The organism is Streptomyces sp. NPDC006872 (assembly GCF_040635845.1).
Classification (GTDB): Bacteria; Actinomycetota; Actinomycetes; order Streptomycetales; family Streptomycetaceae; genus Streptomyces.
The window spans coordinates 790,917-812,280 of sequence record NZ_JBEYIL010000003.1; the positions used below are offsets into that span (position 1 = coordinate 790,917).

Consider the following 21,364-nt stretch of genomic DNA (forward strand, 5'->3'; position numbering starts at 1 on the left):
GCGGTGGCCGGGCCGGGCGGGCAGGGTTATGCGGCGAGTGAGAGCAGGTGGCGCCATTCGTGCGAGGTGGAGTGCACGGCGTAGCGCAGCGCGTCGACCGAGTGATCGTTCGCTTTCACGGGCTGGTCTTCACCGCGGGCGGCGGCCTCGTCCGACCATGCGTAGCCGGGCAGTTCGTCGAGTAGCCCCTCGCACGAGCGATGGATGCGCAGCAGGCCGGCGTCGAGCACGTTCGAGACGCTGCGGATGCCGTCGAGCACCGTGTTATCGGCGCGCGCGACGCCGGGGTGTCCATCGGCCCAGAGCTGCGCCGAGTAGCTCGCCGCGCTCGGGTCAACGAACGTCCACTCGGGCTCGATGCCGAGCTCGCCGAGCCACCGCCGCACGGCGGCGCTGTACTGCGCGTCGGTCATCTGCCGATGCCGGGCGCGGGAGTCGTAACGCCACTCGGCGACCGCGTACAGCCGGTCGTCGTCGCCGAGGCCGAGCAGCACCGCCGAGAACGGGTTCGTGGTGCCGTAGTCGACGCCGAGCCAGTGCCGGCGCATCGTGGGCAGCTCGTCGACGACGTGCGCGGCCTCGTCGTACATGTCGAAGATCGCGCCCTCGGCGACCACCCATGCGCCGTCGATCATGCGGCGGCGCCACAGCCCGGTGTATTCCGCAGACAGGGCGGCGACGTAGGCCGGCGAAAGCGAGGGGTTGTCGGCGAGGCGGAAGTGCCATGCGGCGAGGTCGAGTTCGCCGGCGCGGTTGAGATACCCGGTCCGCAGCCAGTGCCGCGGACTGTCCGGGTTGGTGGTGCACAGCAGCCGCGCGCCGGGCACGGACAGTCGGGCGAGTAACTGCACGAAGAACGCTTCGGGGACGAGTGTTGCCTCGTCGACGTAGGCCAGGCAGGCAGTTGCACCGCGCAGACGGCCCTCGGCGCGTGCGTCCGAGGCGCCGATCAGGTGGACCGTACGGCCAAGGATGTTCGCGACGGTGGCGCCGCGGGTGTGGCGCACCTCGGCGGCGACGTCCGAGCCGAACAGCGCGGGATCTTGCAGGGGCTCGATGATGTTGCGCTCGATCGTTTGCAGCGACCGACCGCACAGCAGGATCAAGCCCGTAGCCGGTGCCCGTCGGATCGACAGCAGGAACGCGAGCAGGCTCGCAATCGTCTTGCCCGACCGGACACTGCCGTGCCAGATCGAGATACGGGACGTGAACGACTCGCGCACCGACCGCAGTTGCTTGTCGGAGAGGGGGAGGGGCGCAGGCATCACACCCCCTCGCGGTCACCTCCAGCCGGCCCGATCAGGGCATCGGCGAGGCGGTCGAGCATCGAGCCGCCGGCGCTTCCGGTGCCGGTCTGGCGGGCGAGCTCGGAGACGCGGGCGTGTACCTCGGTGAGGGCACGGGCGGCGGTGGCATGGTCGCGGGCATCCCGCGCGGAGTCAGAGCCCCCGACCCGCTCGACCTGGCGCAAGGCGCCGTCGAGTGCCTCGTCGGCGAGCAAGTTGCGCCGCGCGGCAGCATCGGCTCGCCGTGCCTCGGTGGCTGCGGCGACTCGGGCGCCCCCGCTGAACGTGAGCCCCTCTTGGCTGGCGATCTTGCTTACGGTGGCAGCGCTGCGCCCGATCGTGCGGGCGATGGCGTTTCGTGACTTGCCTGCGGCGTGCAGCCGGCGAACCTGCTCGCGGTCCCGGTCAGTGATCGGCTCGGCCACGGCGTCACCTCCCGGCAGACATGCGTACGCCCCGCCGAGGGGGGAGTCGACGGGGCGTAAGAGCGGGGGTGTTTCCGGGCACGCCGGAGGCACCACCAACAATAGGTCACGTTTCGATAACGGCGCAAGGGGTTGTGTCTGCGCGGTGACCGTCCGACCGGCATCGTGTGCCCCGAGGCCCTGTCTGTGCTGCCGCACTGCGCACAGCGGGATACGCCGTCCTTGGCACCCCGAGGCATCCGCCCGGGAGAGGAAAAGGGGGAAGTAGCGAGCCCGTTCCAAAAAAACCGAATATCCGAGTACGGCGTGCGGGCTCGGTTCTCGACTTGATCACCAGGGCGATGGTGGTCGATTCGAGCTGCCGTGCCTGCTGAGTCGACTGCCCTTCACGGAAGGCGACTCGGTCCGGATGGAAGCGGTTGGATGGACTACGGCTGCGTTGGCTGCGGTCGTTGGAATCATCAAGTTGGTTCTTGATCAAGTGCCCCCGATTGCCGACAAGGCGGTTACGGCACTTGTTGCGCTGCGTCGGCTGCGTGATGCATGGCAGGGCCGGGACGAGGGCGACGGGCAACGGCAGAACCGAGATGGCTCGGAGGGTCGTTAAGGTGGCCGCAGCCGGGGCGGGGGTTGCTCCCGACCATGGTTAGGGCCCTCGTCGTGTGGAGCGGCGAGGGTCTGCTCACTCCTCCGAGGCGGTCTTGCGCTCACGCAGGATGCGCGAGGCGTACGAGGAGGAGCAGCCGAGGATGCTCGCGATTTCCTTCGCACCCATGTCGTTGCGCTCGTTGGCCTCGATGATCAGACGGGGAGTCGCCTCCTCGACGAGCTTGTACGCCCGACGGATGCGACCGGCCTCGGTGAGCGTGAGTTCGTCGGCCTTTCGCTCCGGGCTGTACTCCGCGGCGACGTCGTGTACGAGGGCGGCGCGTTCCTCGGCGGCCCTTCGTCTGCCCTGTGCGGTCTCGGCTTCGAACGTGCCCACGAGTTCGGCGATGCCTGCCAGCAGGCGCCCACGTGGTGTGTCTGCGCTGGCCTGCTGCTCGTCTGTGGTCATCGTGTCTGTGTCTCCGGTTGCGACGGGGTCCGCCCCGGAAGTGTCGGGGCGGACCAATGGTGTCAGGCGAAGAGGGCGCCCTGCTCGTCGAGCAGTCCCTCGATGGCCTGCTGCCCTTCAGTGATCCACTCCTCGCGCCACGTGGCGACGACGTCCTCGGTGGCGGGGGTGGCCTCGCCAGTCTCGACCTCGTCCGCCTCGCCGTCGTCGAACGCCGTGCACTCGTCGTAGAAGTGCGTGTTCCACTCGGCTTTGCCCTGCGCCGAGTCCTCGACGTACCGGCCGACCCATTCGCAGTCATTGCACGCGATCGGCGCGTCGGCCTCGACCGAGTACCCGCAACGCTCGGACCACCAGGTCTGAGAGAAGTTGGCGACCAGCACGCGCAGTCGCTCGCATACCTTGCACATACGGGTGTCGGTCGGGACACCCTCGCCGAGCTGCACGCCACAGTAAGCGATCGACTGACCCTCGATCAGGAAGTGCCCCATGGCCTTTGCGCTGCGGGCGGTGGCGAGCAGGCGAATTTCAGGGCGCAGGACTGTGGATCGCAGCACTGCCGCGCCACGCTCGCACGTCTGGCACGTGCGGGCCTGCGTCTCGTCACGCTTGACGAGGCCGGACGCGGACGTGCGGCAGATGGTGAAGGGGGTGCCCTCGATGAACGCGCCCAGGTGGGGGGTGGAGGTGCGGGCGGCGGTGAAGGTGACGAACTCCATGGGGGTTGCTCCCTCGGTAATGGGTGGGTGCCGGGTGGAGGCCGGCGGAACGAGGTACACACTACCGAGAATGAACTAGGTTCACAATAGTCCTTGTGAACCTAGTTCGCGAAGTCGGGGCTGCTGCTCGATCGGCGCGCCTTGCTCGACGCCCACACCGAGGGGCCGTATCGCCGCCAGATCGCAAAACGGTAACGATTAAGAGTTGATGTTATGTGGCTTTAATACCATCTGGGGACGAAATGTGGATCACTAAGACTGCCAAATGGCTTGCTCGGTACGGCAAATGGCATCGCATTTCCCGCTCCTTGTAATTCAACTTCAGTGACGCTGTCGGCACGCTCCGCTTCGGTGGGGTAGAATTTTAGGGTCTAGAAGAGACCTAAAATATGGAGCGATCGAGTGGTTGAGTGGGCGTTGAGGGAGGGGGAGCGGCTCAAGCGCGTTGACGTGCACGAGGAGTACGGGGGGCGTCGGCAGGGAGGGATCGGGCCGTCGCGTGTCTCTGACAACGTCCTGCTCTTCACCGACCCTGCGAAGGGGCGACAGCACGGGTACTTCGACGGTTGGGGCGACGACGGTTGCTACCACTACGCCGGCGAGGGTCAAAGCGGCGACCAGCGGATGACGCAGGGGAACCTCTCCATCCTCAACCACCGTCAGGACGGGCGGGCCCTTCGTCTGTTCCAAGGCGTCGCATCTGGCATGGTCGAGTATCTCGGTGAGTTTGTCCTGCCTGATGACAACCCGTGGTATCGCACCGACGCCCCGGACACCGATGGTGAAATCCGTAGCGTGATCATGTTCCGGCTGGAGCCTGTGGCCGCTGCCCTGCGCAAGGGTGCACGCCTGCCGCACACGCCGGAGACGGTGCCGAGCGTTACCGAGGTCGACGTCGAGCAGCAGCACACCGAACGTGCCCTGGTCGACCCATCGCGGGAACCGTACGAAGCCGAGCGCCGCGAGGCGTCGCTCGTCCGCGCCTACATCGAGCACTTGCGCAGCGAGGGGCGCGAAGTGCTCCGGCACAAGATCCTGCCCGGTGGTGTCCTTAAAGCCCTGTACACCGACATTTACGACGGGACCGAGCGGACCCTCATCGAGGCGAAGGGCACGGTTCACCGCGACGCGATCCGTCAGGCGGTTGGGCAGCTCTTCGACTATCGCCGCCACATCTCCCCGCCGCCGCGGGTGCTTGCTCTCCTCGTGCCCTCCAAGCCCGAGGATGACCTACTTGATTTCTGCGCATCTGTGGATATCAAGGTCATTTGGCCGGAAGGGGACGGATACGCCCAGACCAGTGTGTGGTGAGTTGGAGCGGGCCCCGCTCGCGTTGTCCCAGCGCTGACACACTCCGCCGCGAGGTCCCCTCGCGCACATATAGGTGCAGGCCACCCGCGTTGTTTCTGAGGCGCCGCGGGTGGCCGGTGCTCTCGCCCTTACACAGAACAGGAGCAGGCTCCAGTATGACCGAGCCGAACCACGCCAACCCGTCTCCGAACGATGACGAGGAGCAGCAGACCCCCAGGAGGGCGCAGCACTCCGAGGTCCTCCGCGCTGTCATGTACGGCGGTGCGCTGTCCGCCGGTGTCTTCCTCGTGCTCTTCGGGAAGGCCACCGCCGTAGAGGCGTCCGGCTACGTCTCGCCGTTCCTCGTGGTCTTCGAAGGAACCAACCGGGGCGTTTGACCTCTGGCAGTGAGGGCGTCCGCGTTCTATGCGGGCGCCCTCAGCTGCGTTTCAGCCCATCTCGGTTGGCATCTGCTTCACGGAGTCTGGGGCATCGAGCACTGTCGACATCGGGTCGACTGCTACGCATCGTCGGCGCGCCACTGCGTGAGCTCCGGAACAGGGTCGAGGGCGTACCAGCGCTTCGCGCTTTTGTCCCATCGCGCGCCATACCTCTTGGCTGCGTCCTTTTCCCCGAAGGGTACGTTCAGCCAGATGCGTTCACCCTTGTGACTTCCGAGAACTGTCACCACGGATTTGTTGGCGTCCACGACGTAGTCCACCGGGGGCCGAGAGGTGAACCATGGTCCGTCGTCCACTGGTGGTGCGCTGAACCAAGGACTCTCGGCATACCCCTGATCTGTGGCCTGATCAGGACTCGATTCCTCATCAACAGAGTTCAGCCACAGCCGGTGGAAGCGAGGTTGTGCCTCTTCTGGTGACATCTGCGGGTGCTTGGTGGCGAGGACCTCGACCAAGGCGTCAACGACTTCCCATGACGGCAGGCGTGTACTCGCGAACGCGTCGTAGACCGTGCTGCGTGAGAACCCGGCACCCTCCAGCGCTCGCACCATCGCGGAGAGCGACACCAAGCCGGCGCCCTTGTGTAGATCGTGCAGTGCGGCATTCAACTCTGCGTGACTGCCCGTCAGTACAGGCTTACGGAGCCGCCCCGCCCGTCCCATCCCGCCAACTCCCCGCCGTTTGAATCCGTTTGAAACCGTCCGCCAATCTTCGCAGGCATTCGATCCCATCAGGACCCGTTCGAACCCGTCGTCCGTCGTTCAGGGCCATCCAGCGCGAGACCCGCGGTGTCCACAGTGAAGGCCGGAACACTGGCCAAGTCGGGAAAGATGGGGCCGACGATGACGTCACACCCCAGGTCTAGGTCAGGACCGCAAGGAGCAGCACTGCTCTCGAAGCACTGACCAAAGGGGATCTCGAATGGACAAGGGGAACCGTAGGACTGCTCGTCGGCTGGCGCATATCGCCATGCTGGCCGTTGTGCGCGGGGCTGGCACAGCGGTCGGCGGGGCCATGGTTACAGCGGCGATCTGGTGGTGGCGCAACCGTTAAGCGCACGCGCCGCAGTAGTGCATAGCGTGTGTTATGCGCAGGCTGCTCTTGTCGAGAGGCCGTCGCGTCGGCCCCGGACGAGCCCCGGGGCCGACGGCGTCAAGCCGTGTGCCGAAGGGTTCCGAGTTTTGCGGAACCGAGGTCAGCAGTGAGGACGAGCAGATCGCCCCATCCCCACACGCGCCGGCCGTGCTCGTCTATAGGTACGGGCGCCGTGCACTCCGCCCCGGTCGAGCAGGTCACGGTGGGTGCCTGCTCGGGTTCGGTGTGCAGGGTGAGCTCGCCGGCGCAGTATGGGCACGGGTGATCCGGTAGAGGGGTGGTGCGCTGGTCGAGGCCGAGGGTTCGTAGCAGTCGGCCCTCGGCGATTCGCGCGGTACGTCGTGCCTCGTGCAGCAGGTGCGGGGGCAGGGGCTCGAACGGCGGTGCGGTGGGCGAGCCGTCGAGTTGTTGCTCGGGCTCGGTGTCCTCGTCGAGTACGCGCCCCTCGATCCACACGGAAGCGAAGTGCAGCCCGTGCGCCCGCGAGCCGGCCGCACGTCGAGCGTCAGCTGCGCCGGGGTGCTGGAATTCCCAACGGCGGGGGTCGTCCTGCTCGGCGTGCTGGACCGCGGCGGCGAGAGTGTCGGCTAGGTCGAACAGCATGCGCTCGATTGCGAGGCCGGCGTCGAGGGCGTCGAGGTTGAGCGGGGCGGGGTGCTCGCGCAGCACCAGGGGCGCGCGGTCCTCGACGACGAGGGGCTCGTCGTCGCCGGCGCGCAGGGTGTGCGCGAGCTGCCGCGGTGGCCAGACGTCCGCGGGCGGTGTCTCGATGGCGAGCAGCAACTCGGCCCACTGCTCCCGGACGCAGCGCAGGGCGGCGACGGTCTCGTGTACGGCGGTGGTGTAGTACATCGGCGCTGCTCCTGTTCGGCCCGTTTGTGTGCGGCTTGTCGGTGACTGTGGACGTGCCGCACACGAACGCCCTCGGCTCATCAGCCGGTTGTCGGTGTTCGCGGTGGCCCGGAAGTGGATGAATGCGGGTTTCATCGTCTTGACGGTGAACCACTGCACGTGTGCGTGCCGGCAATCTGCGCTCGGACCTCGTCGCGCTCCGCTTCGATCTCGCGAATGGCGTCCTCGGCGGCCTCGATCCGCTTGTGCAGCCGCATCGCTGCTGCCTGCTGTCCGCCGGCGCTGCGCCGGTGGGTGTCGGACTCGGCGACCTCGGCCTCGACGTCGGCGCGGAGCTGCGAGCAGTCCTCGGGCGCGAGCACGCCCCGGTCGGCGCGGGCGAGCAGCAGCCGGAAGCGGTCGCGACGGGCGTCGCGCTCGGCCTCGCGTGCGATCGTCCGGCCTCGGCGAGAGTCGGTACGCGTACGGGTGTTCATCGGTCCCCCTCGTTCAATGCGGTGCAGGTGGTGCAGTGCGGTGGGCAGGCGCCGCGGGTGTCGGCCGGGTGCTGTCGTCGCAACGGGCCCGGGTCGAGCCGGCAGGCGAGCCGGCCGAGCGGTACGCCCGAGGCGATGACGAGCAGCAGCACGAGCTCGGCGACGTGGTCGGCGGTCATCGGGCGCGCGTCCCTTCTTCGTCCGCAAGTTGACGAACGTCATGTACGCGCCGGGTAAGCAGGCGAACGACGAGGCGCCGAGCGCGCGAGGTCTCCCGCGCGCGAGGCGCGACCGGTCGCGCGGCCGGGGTGGTATTGATCTCCCATCCCTCGGCGGTGAGGCGGTCAAGCAGCTCGGATGCGGTGACCGTGGCGCGGTGTGGCGGCAGTTCGAGGGTGTCCGTCAGGTGCGCGGCGAGGGCGGCTCGGGCGGCGTTCGGGGTCATCGGCGGAGTCCTCCGGCGGTGTGTCGGGCGCGGACTTCGCGCGGGGCGGGCGGGGCGGCCATGAGGCGGGCGAGGCGGTGCTGCTCGTCCTCGGTGTGCTCGTCGAGGACGAGCTCGCAGAACGCGGCGGTCTCCTCGACGAGTTGGGACTCGACGCGGTCGCGCTGCTCGGCTGCTTCCTGCTCGGCAGCAGCCCGGCGCAGGGCCGGCCCGTCGAGGGTGTCGACGAGGCGCCACCGGCCGCGGCGGTGGTGTTCGACGACGACATACGCGCCCTGGTCGGCCCACTCGGCGGCGCGACGGCGGACGCGAGGGCCGTCGGAGTTCTGGCAGATCGCCGGGGGCCCGTTGTGCGGCCATGTGGCGGTTGCCCGGAACGCGTCGGTGTTGCGGGTGGTCTCCCGGGCGTGGTGTCGGCGGCGGGTCATGCGGCCTCGACCTCCCGTGCGGCACGGATACGGGCGGGGTGCGGCTCGGCCGCGGTGCACGGCTGACCGGGTTCGGCGTTGCACTCCGGGCACGTGGCGCAGGCGGTCGCGTAGGCGTCACGCCGGGCACCGTGAACGCCAGTGCGCAGTTCGACGCCGCGCGAGGACCTGCACAAGCGGCGTACGGCGGCTCGGCACTGCTCGTGCGGGCAGGCGACGGCGAGCTCGACGAGCGCGGCTCGGCGGCCGGGCAGCGTCTTGCGGATGACGGCCCGAGTCTCCGGGGCGACGTACGGGCGCGGATCGTCGTCGACACTGCGCCCGACTCCGGCGGCGAGGGCGAGCACTTCCCGCGGCGGGACGGCGTCGAGGGCCTGCCCGATCGTGCGTACGGGCAGGGCGCCGCCGGCTGCGGCGGCGAGCTGGGCGCGGCGGCGCTCGGTGAACTCGACCGAGGACTCGTCGGGGTTGCCGTCGTAGACCGGGTGGGCGGTCTCGATGCGCTGCGCCCGTCGGCCGGCGCGGATCGTCCGCACGTGGGCGGGGGTGATCCATGCCTCGGTTTGGCCGTAGTGGTCGGCGACGGCGTCGCGGGTGTCGTCGTCGAGCGGGATGTCGCGCAGGGCGTAGGCCCATGCGCGGGCGTCGGATTCACCAATGGTTCGGCGGTCGAACGCGGCGCACAGGGTGAGCAGTTCGGCGGCGTCGGCCGGGGTCATGGGGTGGCCTCCTGTTCACGGAGTCGGGCGGCGAGGTCGAGTCCGTCGCGCACGCGCTGATCGGTGGTCGAGGGGCGCGAGCCGTGCAGGGCAACGACGTTGGGGCCGCGGCCGGTGTCCGGCGTGTGGGCGGGCATCGAGGGCAGGGAGCGCCAGCCGGCGAGGAAGTACCGGGCACTGCGCACGCGAGTGCGGGCGGCCTGCCAGGAACCGCCGGCGTGGTCGACGAGGACCTGTACGCCGCAGCGTTCGATCAGGGCTTGCAGCAGGACCCACTCGGCGGGGGCGAGCTCCCACGAGACGACCATTCCGGCGGCGGTCATGGCGTCGACGAGCGGCCGTACGGGCTCGGCGATCCGGGGACCGTCGGGGCTAGCTTGCTGTCCTCCACTTCCGAAGGAAGTGGAGGGGGAAGGCTTGGTGCTGGCTTGGGGGGTTGTGACAGCCTCGACGGAGTCACGCTGTGACCCCCTGTCCTGGCCTGCGCTTCCCTCCGGAAACGGGGGCGCGTTTCGATCGGTATTCGGCGTCGGTCCGTGCGCGTTTCGCTCACGATCCGCGGACGATTCCTCGACGATTCGCGTCTGATTCGCACGGCTCTTGCCCTTGCGCTCCGCGGCGGCCGTCCGCGCGGCCTCGACCTGCGCCCGGGTAGCATTGCGCCCGCCCTCGAAGAAGTCATGCACGACGTAGTCGCCCGCGGCCGGCTGCGGGCAGCGCTCGCAGTCGTGCCCGTGCTCGTGCCACAACCCGACAGACACGAGCTTTCGAGCCTGCGGCGCGGTCCCGTACTGCTTGGCCACGATGCCCGGCACGCGACCCTCGGTGAGGTGTTGCGCGGAGTAGGCGCCGCAGCGCAGCCACAACCCCAACGCGGCGTTGCCCGCGGCGACGAACTTCGGGTGCATGTGGCTTGAGTCGTCAATCTTGAGCCACGCCACGGGCGTTACCTCCTTCCGGACGATCGGGCGGCGGAGTGCCAGGTTCGGGGCGGCCGGCGAGGGCCGCGGGAGTGTGGAGGGGGCATCGGTAGCCGGTCAGATAGCGACGGGCGCCCGGGGCGCCGCAGTAGCGGCGCCCTTTCCCATCCCAGTGCCGGCACCGGTAAGCGATGGCCGGCCGGCGGATCACTGCGAGGCGGCCTCGGCGGCGGCCGGCTCGGGAGCCTCGGGCCAGTCGGAGAACTGCTCGCGCGCGCCCTCGACCGAGAGCTGCTTGTCACTCTGCGCGGCCGTTAGCGGGGCGGCAGTCACTGCTCGGCCCCGACATAACGCGCGTAGACGCGGTGTTCGACGTCTCCGTTATTCCGGATGACGGTCCGCGAGACCGCCTCGAACGAACCGGCAGGCTCGTACGCCGGAAGACGCGCACTCCGGATGGCCTGAGCGGCGGACGCGGCACGTACCGATGTGGACGGCGTACGGACGACTCCCCACTCTTGGGGGTGCTGGCGCAGGCTGCCCGCGATTCGGGCGTGCTTGGTGTTGCGCTGCTTCGGCGGCGGACCAACGAAATCAACGTGGCTCACGTGCTTGTCTCTCCTCACACTGCGACTCGGCGCGCTCGGGCGCGCTCTGTGGACGTGCGGGGCGAGGACGCGTCGAACGGTGCCGAGCTGGACGGGCGTTGGACCGTGCCCGGCTCCCAGTTCCTTTGACGCTTCTGTGGTTTCGCTGTGCGCGACCACACTTCCCCCCGTTGTTCCACATCTCGAACAGCAGAGGCATAGAGTGCGCGGGACGCCTGGCCCCTGCTGTTGCAGAATTCGAACACTGCAACCGTATGAGGCTGGCAAAGCGCAAGTCAACGACGTTTGGCTTGTGCGATTCCGCGTGGTGGCTGGTTAGATGAGAACTGTTCGAATTCTGCAACGGAGTGGAGTGAGAGCGTGTCGCAGACCGACACGGAGGAGCGTTGGCCTTACGGCACCCCCTTTGGGGATCTCTTGCGCGCAGCCAAGGCAGACACGGGACTCTCGTACCGCAAGCTCGCCGAGCGCGCGGTCGACCCGAAGACGAAAACCAGGGTTGGATACACAACCCTGCATCGGATCGCCCGTGATGAGCCGGTGCACATGCTGCCGGGGGTCGCCGGCGCCGTCTGGCGGGCCATAGGCGGTGACGAGCGCGAGGTGCGCCTAGCCGCAGCGATGCAGTACTGCGGAGCCGTGGCCGGCGATCCCCTTGGCGCGAGCCACGTTGAGGCGACCGTCGTCGTGGTCCATGCCCCTGGCATGGGGCGCCAGGACTTGCCCAGAGTCGAGACCCTGCTCAGGAAGTACGCGGCGGGTGACCTACCTCGGGAACTAACTGACGAGGATTAGACGTTGACATCCCGCGGAGAGTCTGGTTGCTCTGTGAAGTTTGTGAGTGACCTGCGGTGGTGTGCGGAGTAGGCTGATCCGGCTTTGACTCGGGCATATGTTCGAGTCAAGGTCAGTGATGCCATGAGGGGGGCAACAGTTGATCCGCGTGACCCGCACTCAACTCGACACAGGAGCAATCGCAGTCGTCCGCGCGACCCGGGACGGACTGACGATCGACATGGACCGACGCCACATCACCCCCACAGGTGCGGCCGGTTTAGAACAAGCACTCAATGGACTCGCCCCCCGCTCTGACGGTGAAGGCGCCGACGGTGAGCGCCAAGACTGAACAGAGCCAAGGGCCGCGCGGAGCACTCCGCGCGGCCCTCTGTATGTCCGCCTACGGCCTCACATCCGCGGCCTCACGGCACACCGGGTTCGAATCCCCCCAGCGAGCTCCGAAAGGCAGGTCGAGGGGCCTCTCTGTGTGGCCTGAGTGTGGCCGGACTGCCTTGAACCTGTTGTCATCGCCTGGACTTCGACGGAACGCTGAGCACCTCTGACCTGCACGTATTGGCACACCGTGGCAAGTGCTGAACCCCCTTGTCAGGATTGCTCTTGAGCTCGTAATGCGTAGGTCTCGGGTTCGAATCCCGAAGGCGGCTCTGCCGAAGCCTCAGGACTCACTCGCCGTGACCTGGGGCTTTTGCTTTTACCGGATGCGGTGGCGGCGCTGCGCGCGGGCCGCGCGGCGGTCCGTGGTCTCAATTTTGGTCTCAATCGCGGTTCGGCCCGGGGCATGAAGTGGTGCCCCACACGGTGCATCGCGTCCTTGGACGGGTGGGACGGGGCTGGCCGAGGGCTTCAGGACGCCGTGAGGCGACGCCGGCGCCTGAACAGAGTGCTGGCTGACGAGTGGTTACCGGACTGGCGAGGGGGCGGCCGTCCGGGCGGGTGAGGACCAGCTTGGTGTCGTCTTGGGGCGAGTGAAGACGAGTCCGCCGTTCTTGCGGTCGGGGCACGCGCGAGCGGGCCTCACACAGTCTTTCAGGCATGGCTTCGGGCACGCCACAACTCGCTTTCCGGTACGTCGATGGCGCCCTCGCACGAGGCCGGAGCGCGCTGGTCGGCTCCGCCTCCACCGGTGCGGTCGTCGGCCCGGGTCCGGCTCCCCCAACCGGCTCCTGTGTGTCGGCCTCGGCACCGCGGTCGCACCGTCCGCCGGCCGCGCTTCGAGAACCCAGCCGACCAGGCGACCAAGGACTTCGCCGCCGTCGATTCACCGATCACCTCGGTGCCGTCAGAAGATGCCTTTGTAGGCCCCCCACCCCGTGGCGATCTTCACGCGGGCGCCGAACGATCCCTTCCCGTTGCCGGAGTAGCGCCAGACGGCGCCGGAGGTGTCGCGGGCGATGATGTCGGCCCTGCCGTCGCCGGTGATGTCGCCGATGCCGGCGACCACGTTGTACGACGCGCCCCAGCCGGCGGCCACCTTCACCCGGGAGGTGAAGCCGCCGACGCCGTTGCCGTCGTAGCGCCACAGGGTGTTCGCCCTGTCCTGGGCGAGGAGTTCGCCACGGCCGTCGCCGTCGAGGTCGCCGACGCCCACGATCTTCTTGTAGGCCGACCAGTTCGCCGCGACGCGGATCCGAGCCGACAGTTTCCCCGCGTTCGTGCCCTTGTAGAGGAACAGCTCACCCGTCGACGCCTTGCGGGCGATCAGGTCCGCGAGGCCGTCGCCGGTGATGTCGCCGGGCGACGTCAGCACGTTGTACTGGTTCCAGCCGGTGCCGAGCGAGACGTGCGGGGTGCCGGGGGTGAAGGCCTGGCCGCGCAGGGTCCGGTACACCCGCAGCTCGCCGGTGCTGAACCGGACGAGGATGTCGTTCCGGCGGTCGCCGTTCAGGTCGCCGAAGGGGATGAGGGCCACCGTGGACGGCCAACCCGAGGCCGAGATGGCCGCGTTGAGGCCGCCCGCCCCGTTGCTCGGCCGGTAGCCGATGACCCCGGACGGGGAGAGGGTCAGGGCGTCGCCGATGCCGTCGGGCGTCTTGACGCCGCTGCTGGTGAAGTCGTGGGGTACGGCGGTCCCGGTGGACACGTTCACCGGGCGCGACATCGTCAGCGGATTGCCGGAGCCGTCGGCGGGCCGGGCGGTCAGTGTGAAGGTGTACGTGCCGTTGGGGACCAGTGAGCCCGCCGTGTCGCGTTCGTCCCAGCGCGCGGTGAGCGTGCCGTCGACCTCGCCGCCGGAGTACGTACGGACCACGCGGCCCGTGGCCTTGCTGGTGAGCGTGGCCGTCCAGGAGGCGGCGGGCTTGGACAGCAGGCCGCGCCACTGCCACCACGAGGCGTCGGCGGCGACGCTCGTGTCGGACTCGATGGCGCCGAGCGGCTGGGTGGCGACGCCGCTGGGCACCAGGTGGACGCGGTGGTCGGCGTCGACGTAGGCCGCGGGCCCGCCGAACTTGTCCACCGTCCACGTCACCCCGCGCAGGCCGGCCTCGCCCGCCGCGAGGTCGCCGATCTCGCGGGTGGTCGCGGTGCCGTTGGCGAAGGCGGTCAGCAGGAGCGCCCCGGCCGACGTGTCGTGGCGTACGAGGTAGCCGTCGCCGAGCAGTGCCTCGCCGGACGGGACGGAGATGTTCTTCTTCGCCGTGAGGTCCCAGACGCCCGCCGCGGCCGTGGCGCCGCACGACCAGTAGATCCAACGGCCGACGACCTGAAGTTCTTTGGGGACGCAGGGGGCGCCGGTGCTCACCGCGGCGGTCGCCTTGCCGGTCTTCAGGTCCTTGGCGGTGACCGTGCCGGCGGTGGCGCCCGGCGTCCAGAGCTGGGTTCCCCACACCGAGGCGGCCGTGACGGAACGCGTGACGATGGGTTGCAGGTCGGTGTACACGCCGAGGTCGCCCACGTACTGCCGGGCGGGGGAGGAGCCGTTGACGACCGCGTAGCGGCCGGTGACGTCCAGGACGCTGCCGGAGGCCGAAGGCAGGTAGAAGCCGACCGCTGTTTCGGAGCGGTCGATGGACGCCACGGACGAACCGACGTCGGGGTTGGCGTCGGCGACGAATTCCACCGCGCGGCCGTCGCCGGTGGCGTACGGGCCGGCCTGCTGGTGCTTCCAGGTCCGCCAGACCGGTGTGCCCGGTGTGCCGTCGGCGGAGACCGGGCGGGTGTAGTAGGCGCCCAGGAAGCTGCTGTCGGCCTCGTCGGTGGCCAGCGTGCCGTTCTGCAGGGAGAGGCGGTCGATCCTGGCGGCGACCGGCGGCACGGCGGTCACCTCCGTCAGCGTCGGCAGGTCCGCGCCCGTGTCGGTGACCTTGCGCACCGCCCAATGCCCGGAGTCCGCGCCGCCCACGACGAGCAGGCCGCCGTCCGGGGTCGGCGTGACCGAGGTGTTCGCGTGCCGGAGCAGGGTGACCGCGTCGCCGCCCGCGAGGGGGACGGCCGTCAGAGGCTCACCGGACTTGTCGACCAGGTTGCCGGGGGACGACGGCACGGAACGGGCGACCACCAGCCAGCGGCCGGCGATGCCGAGCTGCGGGGTGCCCTCGGTGCCGGGCAGGGTCACGGTCGTCTCGGCGGCGGACAGGTCGGCACGGTCCAGGACGTGCGCCGTGGCACCGTACGCGTACCAGACCAGCCGGTCGGGGCTCAGGGCGACCGCGGTCGGCGCGGCGGCCACCGTCACGTCGGCGGTGACCTTCGCCGCGGCCAGGTCGACCAGCGCCAGGTGACGCGCGCCGTCGAGGGCGTAGCTGATGACGGCGGTGCCGCTGTCGCCGCCCAGCACGGTGAAGTTGGCGGTGATGCCGGTCGGCCAGCCGTCGACGAGGGTGCCGTCGGTCGGTGCGCCGCCGCCGTACAGCCACAGTGCACGGTTGCCGTCCGCGTCCCGCGCCTGGGTCAGCACATGGGCGCCGTAGGTGGCCCAGTACGTGCCGTGGGTGACGACGACGTCCGTGGTGGTGCCGGCGGCCAGGTCCCTGAGGACGATCTTCCCGGTGCGCGAGACCACGTCGGCCACGATGTCGGACGAGGATCCGAGGTAGCCGGGGATCGCGGCCTGTGACAGGGTGCCCAGTTCGGTTGTCGTACCGGTGTCGTACGACGTCCACAGGTAGCCGGAACGGCCTTCCTGGGCGTGCAGATAACCGCTCGGGCCGGCGGAGTGGGTGAGGTCCCGGCGCGGGACGTAGCGGTCCGACTGGAAGACCTTCTCCGCCGCGAGAGGGGTGCCGGTGTTTCCGTCCGCGGCGGCCGGGGCGGCGAGCGGGAGGGGGCCGGTGGTCACGGCGAGGACCGCGAGCGCGGCGACGACGCCACGGGCGGGGGTACTGCGGGCCACACGGCCTCCAGAGTGAAGAGAGGGCATCAGGGTCGGTCCAGTCGGGTCAGCCAGGCGCTGCCTTCGGACGCTGCCGCGTCCGCCGGGGGCAGGGCCGTCGGGTAGCGGCGGACGTTGCTCAGGGACGCGTTGGCGTACTGGCCGTAGCCGTCGCCGGACGATGGTCAGGACGTCGACGGCAGACGTGCGGCGGTGATGTTCGCTCCCCCGGCAAGAACCTACACAGCAAAGGCCGGAATCAGGCACTGGATTGTCATGGCATTGGCAAAAGTATTGAGATTCGGTCAATCCGAATCCTGGCCTCCCTTCCTGGATCACCCCGATCACGTGACCGTTCACACGACGGGCGTCAATGTCCGGCCATACGGGAGAACTTCACATGCGGGTGTGCGAAGGATGCTGACGCTCGCCTCCGCCCTGATCACCGCTCACGAGCCGTCCCGCCCGAAGGCCGGTTCGCGCACTCGCCCCGGCCCTCGGCTTCCCGGAACTCCGTGCCGGATGGCGGTTTGGTGAGCGGCGTGTGACATGTGTTCGTCAGCCCGGATCCAGGGGATGTGACGTGCGTCACGTCGGCTTTGCTTCCGTGAAGGCTGCGTCGCTCGGCTGTCGGGGATGGCGGGGGAGGGGTCGAAGTCGGCCCGAGGTTGGCCCAAATCCCGTACAGCGGGTCATATGTGACGATCAATCAGATCATCGGGCGATGGCTTGATGTGTGCGGTGCAGCGGTGGGCTGTTCGCTGAAGTGGCGCTCACTTTGTGAACGTTCTGTGGATGCGGCAGGTGAATTTTGTGTTGCCCATGTGCCGAGAGGGAACGTTTCGGCCCTAGATTTCGCCGTGTAGACCGCGAACATCGCACATTTCGCCCACATGTTTGGGCAACGCTCCGGCTGGGGGGTCTGGGTTCGTGTCGAGCTTTTTCGACGATTTCTGGTCATGGATAGTCACGGCGACCGCCGAGACGTCATGGCGCGAGGTGATGCCACTGGGCCTCGCCGGCGTCTTCGTCTGGGGGCTGTGGCTCTATCGGGCGGTGCTCTCCCGGTTCGCCAAGCCCGTGGTGAACAACTACCGGACCACGGTGTCGGTGGTGGTTCCGGCGTACCGCGAGGACGCGGACATCCTGGTGGACTGCCTGGACACCTGGCTGGCCCAGGATCCCACCGAGGTCATCATCGTCCCGGACGTGGAGGACAAGGAGGTCCTGCACAGGCTGGCGCAGGTGCAGGATCCCCGTGTTCGGGTGCTGGCGTTCGAGCACCGCGGCAAGCGGTCGGCGCTGGGTGTCGGCATCCGCGCCGCGACGAGCGAACTCGTGGTGCTGGTCGACTCGGACACCCGCTGGGAGCCGGGCCTGCTGGCCGCCGTCCAGATGCCGTTCGTCGACCCCGCGGTCGGCGGCGTCGGCACCCAGCAGAACGTCTACCAGCGCCGGACCAGCATTTGGCGGCGCGTCGCCGACTGGCTGGTCAACCTTCGCTACTACGACTACGTCCCGGCCATGGGTCGAGCGGGTGCCGTGGCCTGCCTGTCCGGCCGTACGGCGGCCTATCGTCGGGCCGCGATCGAGCCCGTGTTGGAGAACCTGGAGAACGAGTTCTTCCTGGGCCGACGCTGTGTCGCCGGCGACGACGGACGGCTGACCTGGCTGGTGCTGGCGTCCGGTTACAAGACCGTGCACCAGTCCTCCGCGCGGGCGATGTCGATGTTCCCTTCCTCGTTCCGCGCCTTCGTCAAGCAGCGGGTGCGCTGGAGCCGGAACTCCTACCGCTGCTATCTGACCGCTCTGTACAAGGGCTGGCTCTGGCGGGTCCCCCTGGTCACCAAGATCACCGTGCTGCAGATCCTGCTGACGCCGGTGACGATGGGCATGGCGCTCGGGTATCTGCTCTTCAGCCGCCTGGAACTGACCGGCCGCGGTGTGGTCCTCGTGTTGATCTGGCTGCTCGTGGGACGCGGTATCCGCGGATACTCCCATCTGCGCAGACATCCGCAGGAGGTGTTGCTGCTGCCGGTGCTGGCCCTTGTCGTCATCATGATCTCGTTGCCGATCAAGCTGTTCGCCTTCGTCACCATGAACAAGCAGGGCTGGCTGACCCGCACCAGCGACAGCGTCGGTGGCGAAGGACAGAACTCGGCGTCCCTCGGCGGCGCGACGCGGACCGCCACGGCCACGTGGCCGGAGGTGCAGCAGTCATGACACGTCATCACCGTCACCCTCTCCTGGCCGGCCTGCGCGCAGCGGTCGTGCTGGCCCTCGCCGCCGGTGCGCTCTTCGCCTCCGCGGCCGTCGCCCCCGCCGCCGACGAGGACGACAAGCAGCAGGTCAACGCCACGGACGCGGAGAACGAGACCGCGCTCGTAGCCGCGGAGGACCACCGCCTGGACCAGGTCCGCGCCGTCGCCGCCGTCGCCCCCCTCAAGGGCGGTCAGTGGAAGGCGCCGTACCGGCTGGACACCGGCAGCGGCTACACCCTGGTCCTGACCCAGCGCAGCAACGCCTACACCGTCTCGGATCTGTTGGAGCTGGCCCCGCAGACGTTCGTCCGCGAGCGGGACGGCGCCTACCTGCTGACCGAGAACCTCTATCTCAACGCCGGGGCCAAGCTGAAGCTGTCCAACCCCGGCGGGCTGACCCTGCGGATGGCCAGCAGCAACAAGGGCTTCGTCAGCATTGTGTCCTTCGGCGGCCGGCTCACCCTGGAGGGCACCCCGCAGGCGCCCATGCGGATCACCGCCTGGGACGACAAGAAGAACAAGCCGGACACGGACGTGCGGGACGGCCGGGCCTACATCCGCGCCATCGGCGGCCAGTTCTCCATGACCTACGCAAAGGTCAGCGACCTCGGCTTCTGGAGCGGCCGCACCGGCGGCCTGAGCCTCACCGGCACCGACCGCCCCGACACCGGCAACATCAAGGACTCGGAGGCGTCCTCGGACTCGGACGCGGGCAGCGGGGACGTGGTGGCCCAGCCCTCCGGATCGCTGGCCACGCCGGACACCCGGTTCTCGGTGCCCAGCCTCTCGTACGTCTCGGCGGAGATCGGGCACTCCACCCTCACGGGCAACGCGTACGGCATGTTCATCTCCGGTGCCAACGGGGTCAGCATCAGCGACAGCACGGTGCAGAAGAGCCTGGAACACGGTGTGGTCCTGCACCGGTTCGTCACCAACGCGGTGGTCGAGCGGACCGTCTCCAAGAACAACGGCGGCGACGGGTTCGTGCTGGCCCGTGCCACCGAGCAGGTCCGGATCAGCGGCTCCACGGCCTCCGGCAACGGCGGCAACGGCTTCACACTCAGCGGCCGGCCGCTCGCGAGCGGCCCCTCGGCCTCGGGCGAGTCCATCAGCAGCTACGGCTCCAACTCCGTGTCCGACAGCACCGCCAAGGACAACGGCCACTACGGCATCGAGATCTTCGGCGGCACGGACGTCGGCGTGCAGAACAACCGTGTCGAGGGCGGCGACATGGGCATCGTGGCCCGCAAGGACGCCACCAAGGTGGCCATCACCGGAAACCACCTCAGCGGCCAGTCGCGACAGGGCATCTCGGTGCGCGACGGCGTGACGGCCGCGACGATCACCGGCAACATCGTCGAGAGCACCGACACCGGCATCTACATACGGGAATCGGTCGGCGAGATACGCGGCAACACCGTTCAGGACGCCACCAACCACGGGATCAGTCTCGTCGGGTCGGTCGACAAGTCCCTTGTCTCGTACAACGTCATCTCGGGGGTGGGCCCGAGCGCCGTGGACACCACCCGCGCCCACGGCAGCATCACCGTCAAGCAGAACCAGACGTTCGCCTGGCACGACACCAGTTCCTTCTGGATCAAGTTCCGGCACTACGCCAGTCCCATGACGCTGCTCTGGGCGGGCATGCTGCTGCTCATCCTGTTCTCCGCGGTGCTGGGCGGACGCCAGAGCCGCCGTGGGCGCCGTCGCGCCGGACGAGGAATCCTGGGCAGCCACCCCTACGACGACAAGAGGCCGCTGGCCGGCGCCGTCAGAGAGGTCCCCCTCCGTCAGGCGCCTCAGCACGGCTGGTTCGCGAAGGACGACGAGGAGACCACCACTTTGCGCGCCCTGACTCCCCAGTCCGTCCAGGCCGGCAACCCGCCCCGCTGACCTCTGGCCCCCACACCCCATGCCGACTGCCCGACCGGACGGACCGGAGTTACCGCCCATGTCATCCACGCCGACCACACCGTCGACCCCGCCGCCCACCCCGGGGGGCAGAAACCTCCGGCAGCCGGCCGTCTGGCTGGCCGCGGGCGCGTTCCTGCTCGCCCTGGTCGCGCTCGTCGTCGCGGTGGCGGGTGGCGGCGGGGAGGACCCGAAGGTGACGGCCGGGGCCACCACCGCCGGTCCCAGGGCCTCGGCCACCGAGGACCCCTCGGCCGAAGGCACCCCGTCGGCCCTGCCCACCCGGTCGGCCACCCCCAAGGCCCCGACCTCGCAGGCCACCAGCGGCTCGGTACCCGACTCCGCGGTCACCTGCCCGACCGCCTCCGTCAAGGTGAGCGACGCCGCCACCCTGGAGCAGGCACTCTCCCAGGCCCAACCCGGAGACAGCATCTCCCTGGCCGGCGGCACCTACACGGGCAACTTCACCGCCGAGGTCTCCGGTACGGCCGCGAAGCCGATCTTCCTGTGCGGAGGTTCCGCAGCGGTCGTCGACGGCGGCGGCACCGACGACGGCTACGCCTTCCATCTGAACCACGTCAGCTACTGGCGGCTGGTCGGCTTCACCGTCCGCGACGCACAGAAGGGCGTGATGGCGGACGGTGTGGTGGGCACCGTCATCCAGGGCCTCACCGTCGAACAGATCGGCGACGAGGGCATCCATCTGCGCGACTTCAGCTCGGACAACATGGTCCGGGGCAACACCGTCCGCACCACCGGACTGCGCCGCGAGAAGTACGGCGAAGGCATCTACATCGGCACCGCCAAATCCAACTGGTGCACCGTGAGTGACTGCAAGACGGACACCAGCGACCGCAACGTCGTACTCGGCAACCACATCAGCGACACCACCGCCGAGTCCATCGACATCAAGGAGGGCACCAGCGACGGCAAGGTCATCGACAACACCTTCGACGGATCGAAACTGAGCAGCTCCCACAACAACGACTCCTGGGTCGACGTGAAGGGCAACGGCTGGCTGCTCCAGGGCAACACCGGGAGCCACTCCCCGCAGGACGGCTTCCAGACCCACCAGATCGTCAGCGGCTGGGGCACCGGCAACATCTTCCGGGGCAACACCGCGAACGTGGACGGGCCCGGCTACGGCTTCCACCTCACGTCCGACGGCAACAAAGTCACCTGCGACAACAAGGCGAACGACGCGGCCGAGGGCCTCGCCAACGTCGACTGCAGCTCCTGACCACACCCTTCCCCACCCTTCCCCATCGGTTCCGCAGGCCACCACCGGCCCATGCGGCGGGCCG

General features: G+C 68.9%; 21 protein-coding genes. 6 read left to right on the forward strand and 15 right to left on the reverse strand.

Annotated features, from left to right (window positions below; translation table 11 throughout):
- Nucleotides 1-26: 26 nt before the first annotated feature.
- From ABZ725_RS12600 to ABZ725_RS12615, 4 genes are all read right to left on the reverse strand, one after another.
- Complete coding sequence (locus ABZ725_RS12600; RefSeq protein WP_358802638.1) at nt 27-1,265, reverse strand: PBSX family phage terminase large subunit; 1,239 nt, start codon at nt 1,263-1,265, stop codon at nt 27-29.
- Complete coding sequence (locus tag ABZ725_RS12605) at nt 1,265-1,711, reverse strand: helix-turn-helix domain-containing protein (RefSeq protein ID WP_358802639.1); 447 nt, start codon at nt 1,709-1,711, stop codon at nt 1,265-1,267. The genes ABZ725_RS12600 and ABZ725_RS12605 overlap by 1 nt, the downstream gene beginning before the upstream one ends.
- A gap of 682 nt (nt 1,712-2,393) precedes the next feature.
- Complete coding sequence (locus tag ABZ725_RS12610; protein ID WP_358802640.1) at nt 2,394-2,768, reverse strand: hypothetical protein; 375 nt, start codon at nt 2,766-2,768, stop codon at nt 2,394-2,396.
- Nucleotides 2,769-2,830: 62 nt separating this feature from the next.
- Nucleotides 2,831-3,487, reverse strand: coding sequence for a hypothetical protein (locus tag ABZ725_RS12615; RefSeq protein ID WP_358802641.1), 657 nt, complete (start codon nt 3,485-3,487; stop codon nt 2,831-2,833).
- Between the two features lie 402 nt (nt 3,488-3,889).
- On the opposite strand from ABZ725_RS12615, the gene ABZ725_RS12620 reads away from it, so the two are divergent.
- Nucleotides 3,890-4,798 carry a restriction endonuclease gene (locus tag ABZ725_RS12620; RefSeq protein ID WP_358802642.1) on the forward strand — a complete coding sequence of 303 codons (909 nt, stop codon included), beginning with the start codon at nt 3,890-3,892 and terminating at the stop codon, nt 4,796-4,798.
- 155 nt (nt 4,799-4,953) lie between these two features.
- On the forward strand, nt 4,954-5,175 hold the full coding sequence (locus tag ABZ725_RS12625; protein WP_358802643.1) for a hypothetical protein: 222 nt from the start codon (nt 4,954-4,956) through the stop codon (nt 5,173-5,175).
- Nucleotides 5,176-5,297: 122 nt separating this feature from the next.
- On the opposite strand, the gene ABZ725_RS12630 is transcribed toward ABZ725_RS12625, so the two are convergent.
- From ABZ725_RS12630 to ABZ725_RS12675, 10 genes are all read right to left on the reverse strand, one after another.
- Nucleotides 5,298-5,846, reverse strand: a complete 549-nt coding sequence (locus tag ABZ725_RS12630) for a DUF5710 domain-containing protein (protein ID WP_358802644.1) — start codon at nt 5,844-5,846, stop codon at nt 5,298-5,300.
- A 544-nt stretch (nt 5,847-6,390) separates the two neighbouring features.
- Complete coding sequence (locus tag ABZ725_RS12635; RefSeq protein ID WP_358802645.1) at nt 6,391-7,185, reverse strand: hypothetical protein; 795 nt, start codon at nt 7,183-7,185, stop codon at nt 6,391-6,393.
- A gap of 131 nt (nt 7,186-7,316) precedes the next feature.
- Nucleotides 7,317-7,661, reverse strand: a complete 345-nt coding sequence (locus ABZ725_RS12640; protein ID WP_358802646.1) for a hypothetical protein — start codon at nt 7,659-7,661, stop codon at nt 7,317-7,319.
- On the reverse strand, nt 7,658-7,840 hold the full coding sequence (locus ABZ725_RS12645; protein ID WP_358802647.1) for a hypothetical protein: 183 nt from the start codon (nt 7,838-7,840) through the stop codon (nt 7,658-7,660). The genes ABZ725_RS12640 and ABZ725_RS12645 overlap by 4 nt, the downstream gene beginning before the upstream one ends.
- Nucleotides 7,837-8,106: a hypothetical protein gene (locus tag ABZ725_RS12650; RefSeq protein ID WP_358802648.1), complete on the reverse strand. Its 270-nt coding sequence runs from the start codon at nt 8,104-8,106 to the stop codon at nt 7,837-7,839. The genes ABZ725_RS12645 and ABZ725_RS12650 overlap by 4 nt, the downstream gene beginning before the upstream one ends.
- Complete coding sequence (locus ABZ725_RS12655; RefSeq protein ID WP_358802649.1) at nt 8,103-8,534, reverse strand: hypothetical protein; 432 nt, start codon at nt 8,532-8,534, stop codon at nt 8,103-8,105. The genes ABZ725_RS12650 and ABZ725_RS12655 overlap by 4 nt, the downstream gene beginning before the upstream one ends.
- A complete protein-coding gene (locus ABZ725_RS12660; RefSeq protein WP_358802650.1) occupies nt 8,531-9,253 on the reverse strand; it encodes a hypothetical protein in 723 nt (240 codons plus the stop codon). The genes ABZ725_RS12655 and ABZ725_RS12660 overlap by 4 nt, the downstream gene beginning before the upstream one ends.
- Nucleotides 9,250-10,194, reverse strand: coding sequence for a mucin-2 (locus ABZ725_RS12665; protein ID WP_358802651.1), 945 nt, complete (start codon nt 10,192-10,194; stop codon nt 9,250-9,252). Before ABZ725_RS12665 ends, ABZ725_RS12660 begins: the two co-directional genes overlap by 4 nt.
- A gap of 186 nt (nt 10,195-10,380) precedes the next feature.
- On the reverse strand, nt 10,381-10,506 hold the full coding sequence (locus tag ABZ725_RS12670; protein WP_358802652.1) for a hypothetical protein: 126 nt from the start codon (nt 10,504-10,506) through the stop codon (nt 10,381-10,383).
- Nucleotides 10,503-10,781, reverse strand: a complete 279-nt coding sequence (locus tag ABZ725_RS12675; protein WP_358802653.1) for a hypothetical protein — start codon at nt 10,779-10,781, stop codon at nt 10,503-10,505. Before ABZ725_RS12675 ends, ABZ725_RS12670 begins: the two co-directional genes overlap by 4 nt.
- 360 nt (nt 10,782-11,141) lie before the next feature.
- Here ABZ725_RS12675 and ABZ725_RS12680 point away from each other — a divergent pair, with 360 nt between their 5' ends.
- Entirely contained in the window at nt 11,142-11,576 is a 435-nt protein-coding gene (locus tag ABZ725_RS12680; protein ID WP_358802654.1) for a hypothetical protein, read from the forward strand.
- Nucleotides 11,577-12,858: 1,282 nt separating this feature from the next.
- Here the strand turns inward: ABZ725_RS12680 and ABZ725_RS12685 are convergent.
- Nucleotides 12,859-15,909, reverse strand: coding sequence for an FG-GAP-like repeat-containing protein (locus ABZ725_RS12685; RefSeq protein WP_358802655.1), 3,051 nt, complete (start codon nt 15,907-15,909; stop codon nt 12,859-12,861).
- Nucleotides 15,910-16,818: 909 nt separating this feature from the next.
- On the opposite strand from ABZ725_RS12685, the gene ABZ725_RS12690 reads away from it, so the two are divergent.
- Genes ABZ725_RS12690 through ABZ725_RS12700 form a run of 3 tightly spaced genes read left to right on the forward strand, consistent with a single transcriptional unit; the run spans nt 16,819 to nt 21,300 of the window.
- Nucleotides 16,819-18,111 carry a glycosyltransferase family 2 protein gene (locus ABZ725_RS12690; protein ID WP_358802656.1) on the forward strand — a complete coding sequence of 431 codons (1,293 nt, stop codon included), beginning with the start codon at nt 16,819-16,821 and terminating at the stop codon, nt 18,109-18,111.
- Nucleotides 18,108-20,042 carry a right-handed parallel beta-helix repeat-containing protein gene (locus ABZ725_RS12695; RefSeq protein ID WP_358802657.1) on the forward strand — a complete coding sequence of 645 codons (1,935 nt, stop codon included), beginning with the start codon at nt 18,108-18,110 and terminating at the stop codon, nt 20,040-20,042. Before ABZ725_RS12690 ends, ABZ725_RS12695 begins: the two co-directional genes overlap by 4 nt.
- A 58-nt stretch (nt 20,043-20,100) precedes the next feature.
- The gene (locus tag ABZ725_RS12700) at nt 20,101-21,300 is read left to right on the forward strand and encodes a hypothetical protein (protein WP_358802658.1); all 1,200 of its coding nucleotides are present in this window, start codon (nt 20,101-20,103) and stop codon (nt 21,298-21,300) included.
- Nucleotides 21,301-21,364 lie beyond the last annotated feature (64 nt).

Bases quoted from the DNA above. Each gene is read 5' to 3' on its own strand.
- ABZ725_RS12600 (WP_358802638.1), bottom strand. From the start codon at position 1,265: ATGCCTGCGCCCCTCCCCCTCTCCGACAAGCAACTGCGGTCGGTGCGC.
- ABZ725_RS12610 (WP_358802640.1), bottom strand. From the start codon at position 2,768: ATGACCACAGACGAGCAGCAGGCCAGCGCAGACACACCACGTGGGCGC.
- ABZ725_RS12615 (WP_358802641.1), bottom strand. From the start codon at position 3,487: ATGGAGTTCGTCACCTTCACCGCCGCCCGCACCTCCACCCCCCACCTG.
- ABZ725_RS12625 (WP_358802643.1), top strand. From the start codon at position 4,954: ATGACCGAGCCGAACCACGCCAACCCGTCTCCGAACGATGACGAGGAG.
- ABZ725_RS12635 (WP_358802645.1), bottom strand. From the start codon at position 7,185: ATGTACTACACCACCGCCGTACACGAGACCGTCGCCGCCCTGCGCTGC.
- ABZ725_RS12640 (WP_358802646.1), bottom strand. From the start codon at position 7,661: ATGAACACCCGTACGCGTACCGACTCTCGCCGAGGCCGGACGATCGCA.
- ABZ725_RS12645 (WP_358802647.1), bottom strand. From the start codon at position 7,840: ATGACCGCCGACCACGTCGCCGAGCTCGTGCTGCTGCTCGTCATCGCC.
- ABZ725_RS12650 (WP_358802648.1), bottom strand. From the start codon at position 8,106: ATGACCCCGAACGCCGCCCGAGCCGCCCTCGCCGCGCACCTGACGGAC.
- ABZ725_RS12655 (WP_358802649.1), bottom strand. From the start codon at position 8,534: ATGACCCGCCGCCGACACCACGCCCGGGAGACCACCCGCAACACCGAC.
- ABZ725_RS12660 (WP_358802650.1), bottom strand. From the start codon at position 9,253: ATGACCCCGGCCGACGCCGCCGAACTGCTCACCCTGTGCGCCGCGTTC.
- ABZ725_RS12695 (WP_358802657.1), top strand. From the start codon at position 18,108: ATGACACGTCATCACCGTCACCCTCTCCTGGCCGGCCTGCGCGCAGCG.
- ABZ725_RS12700 (WP_358802658.1), top strand. From the start codon at position 20,101: ATGTCATCCACGCCGACCACACCGTCGACCCCGCCGCCCACCCCGGGG.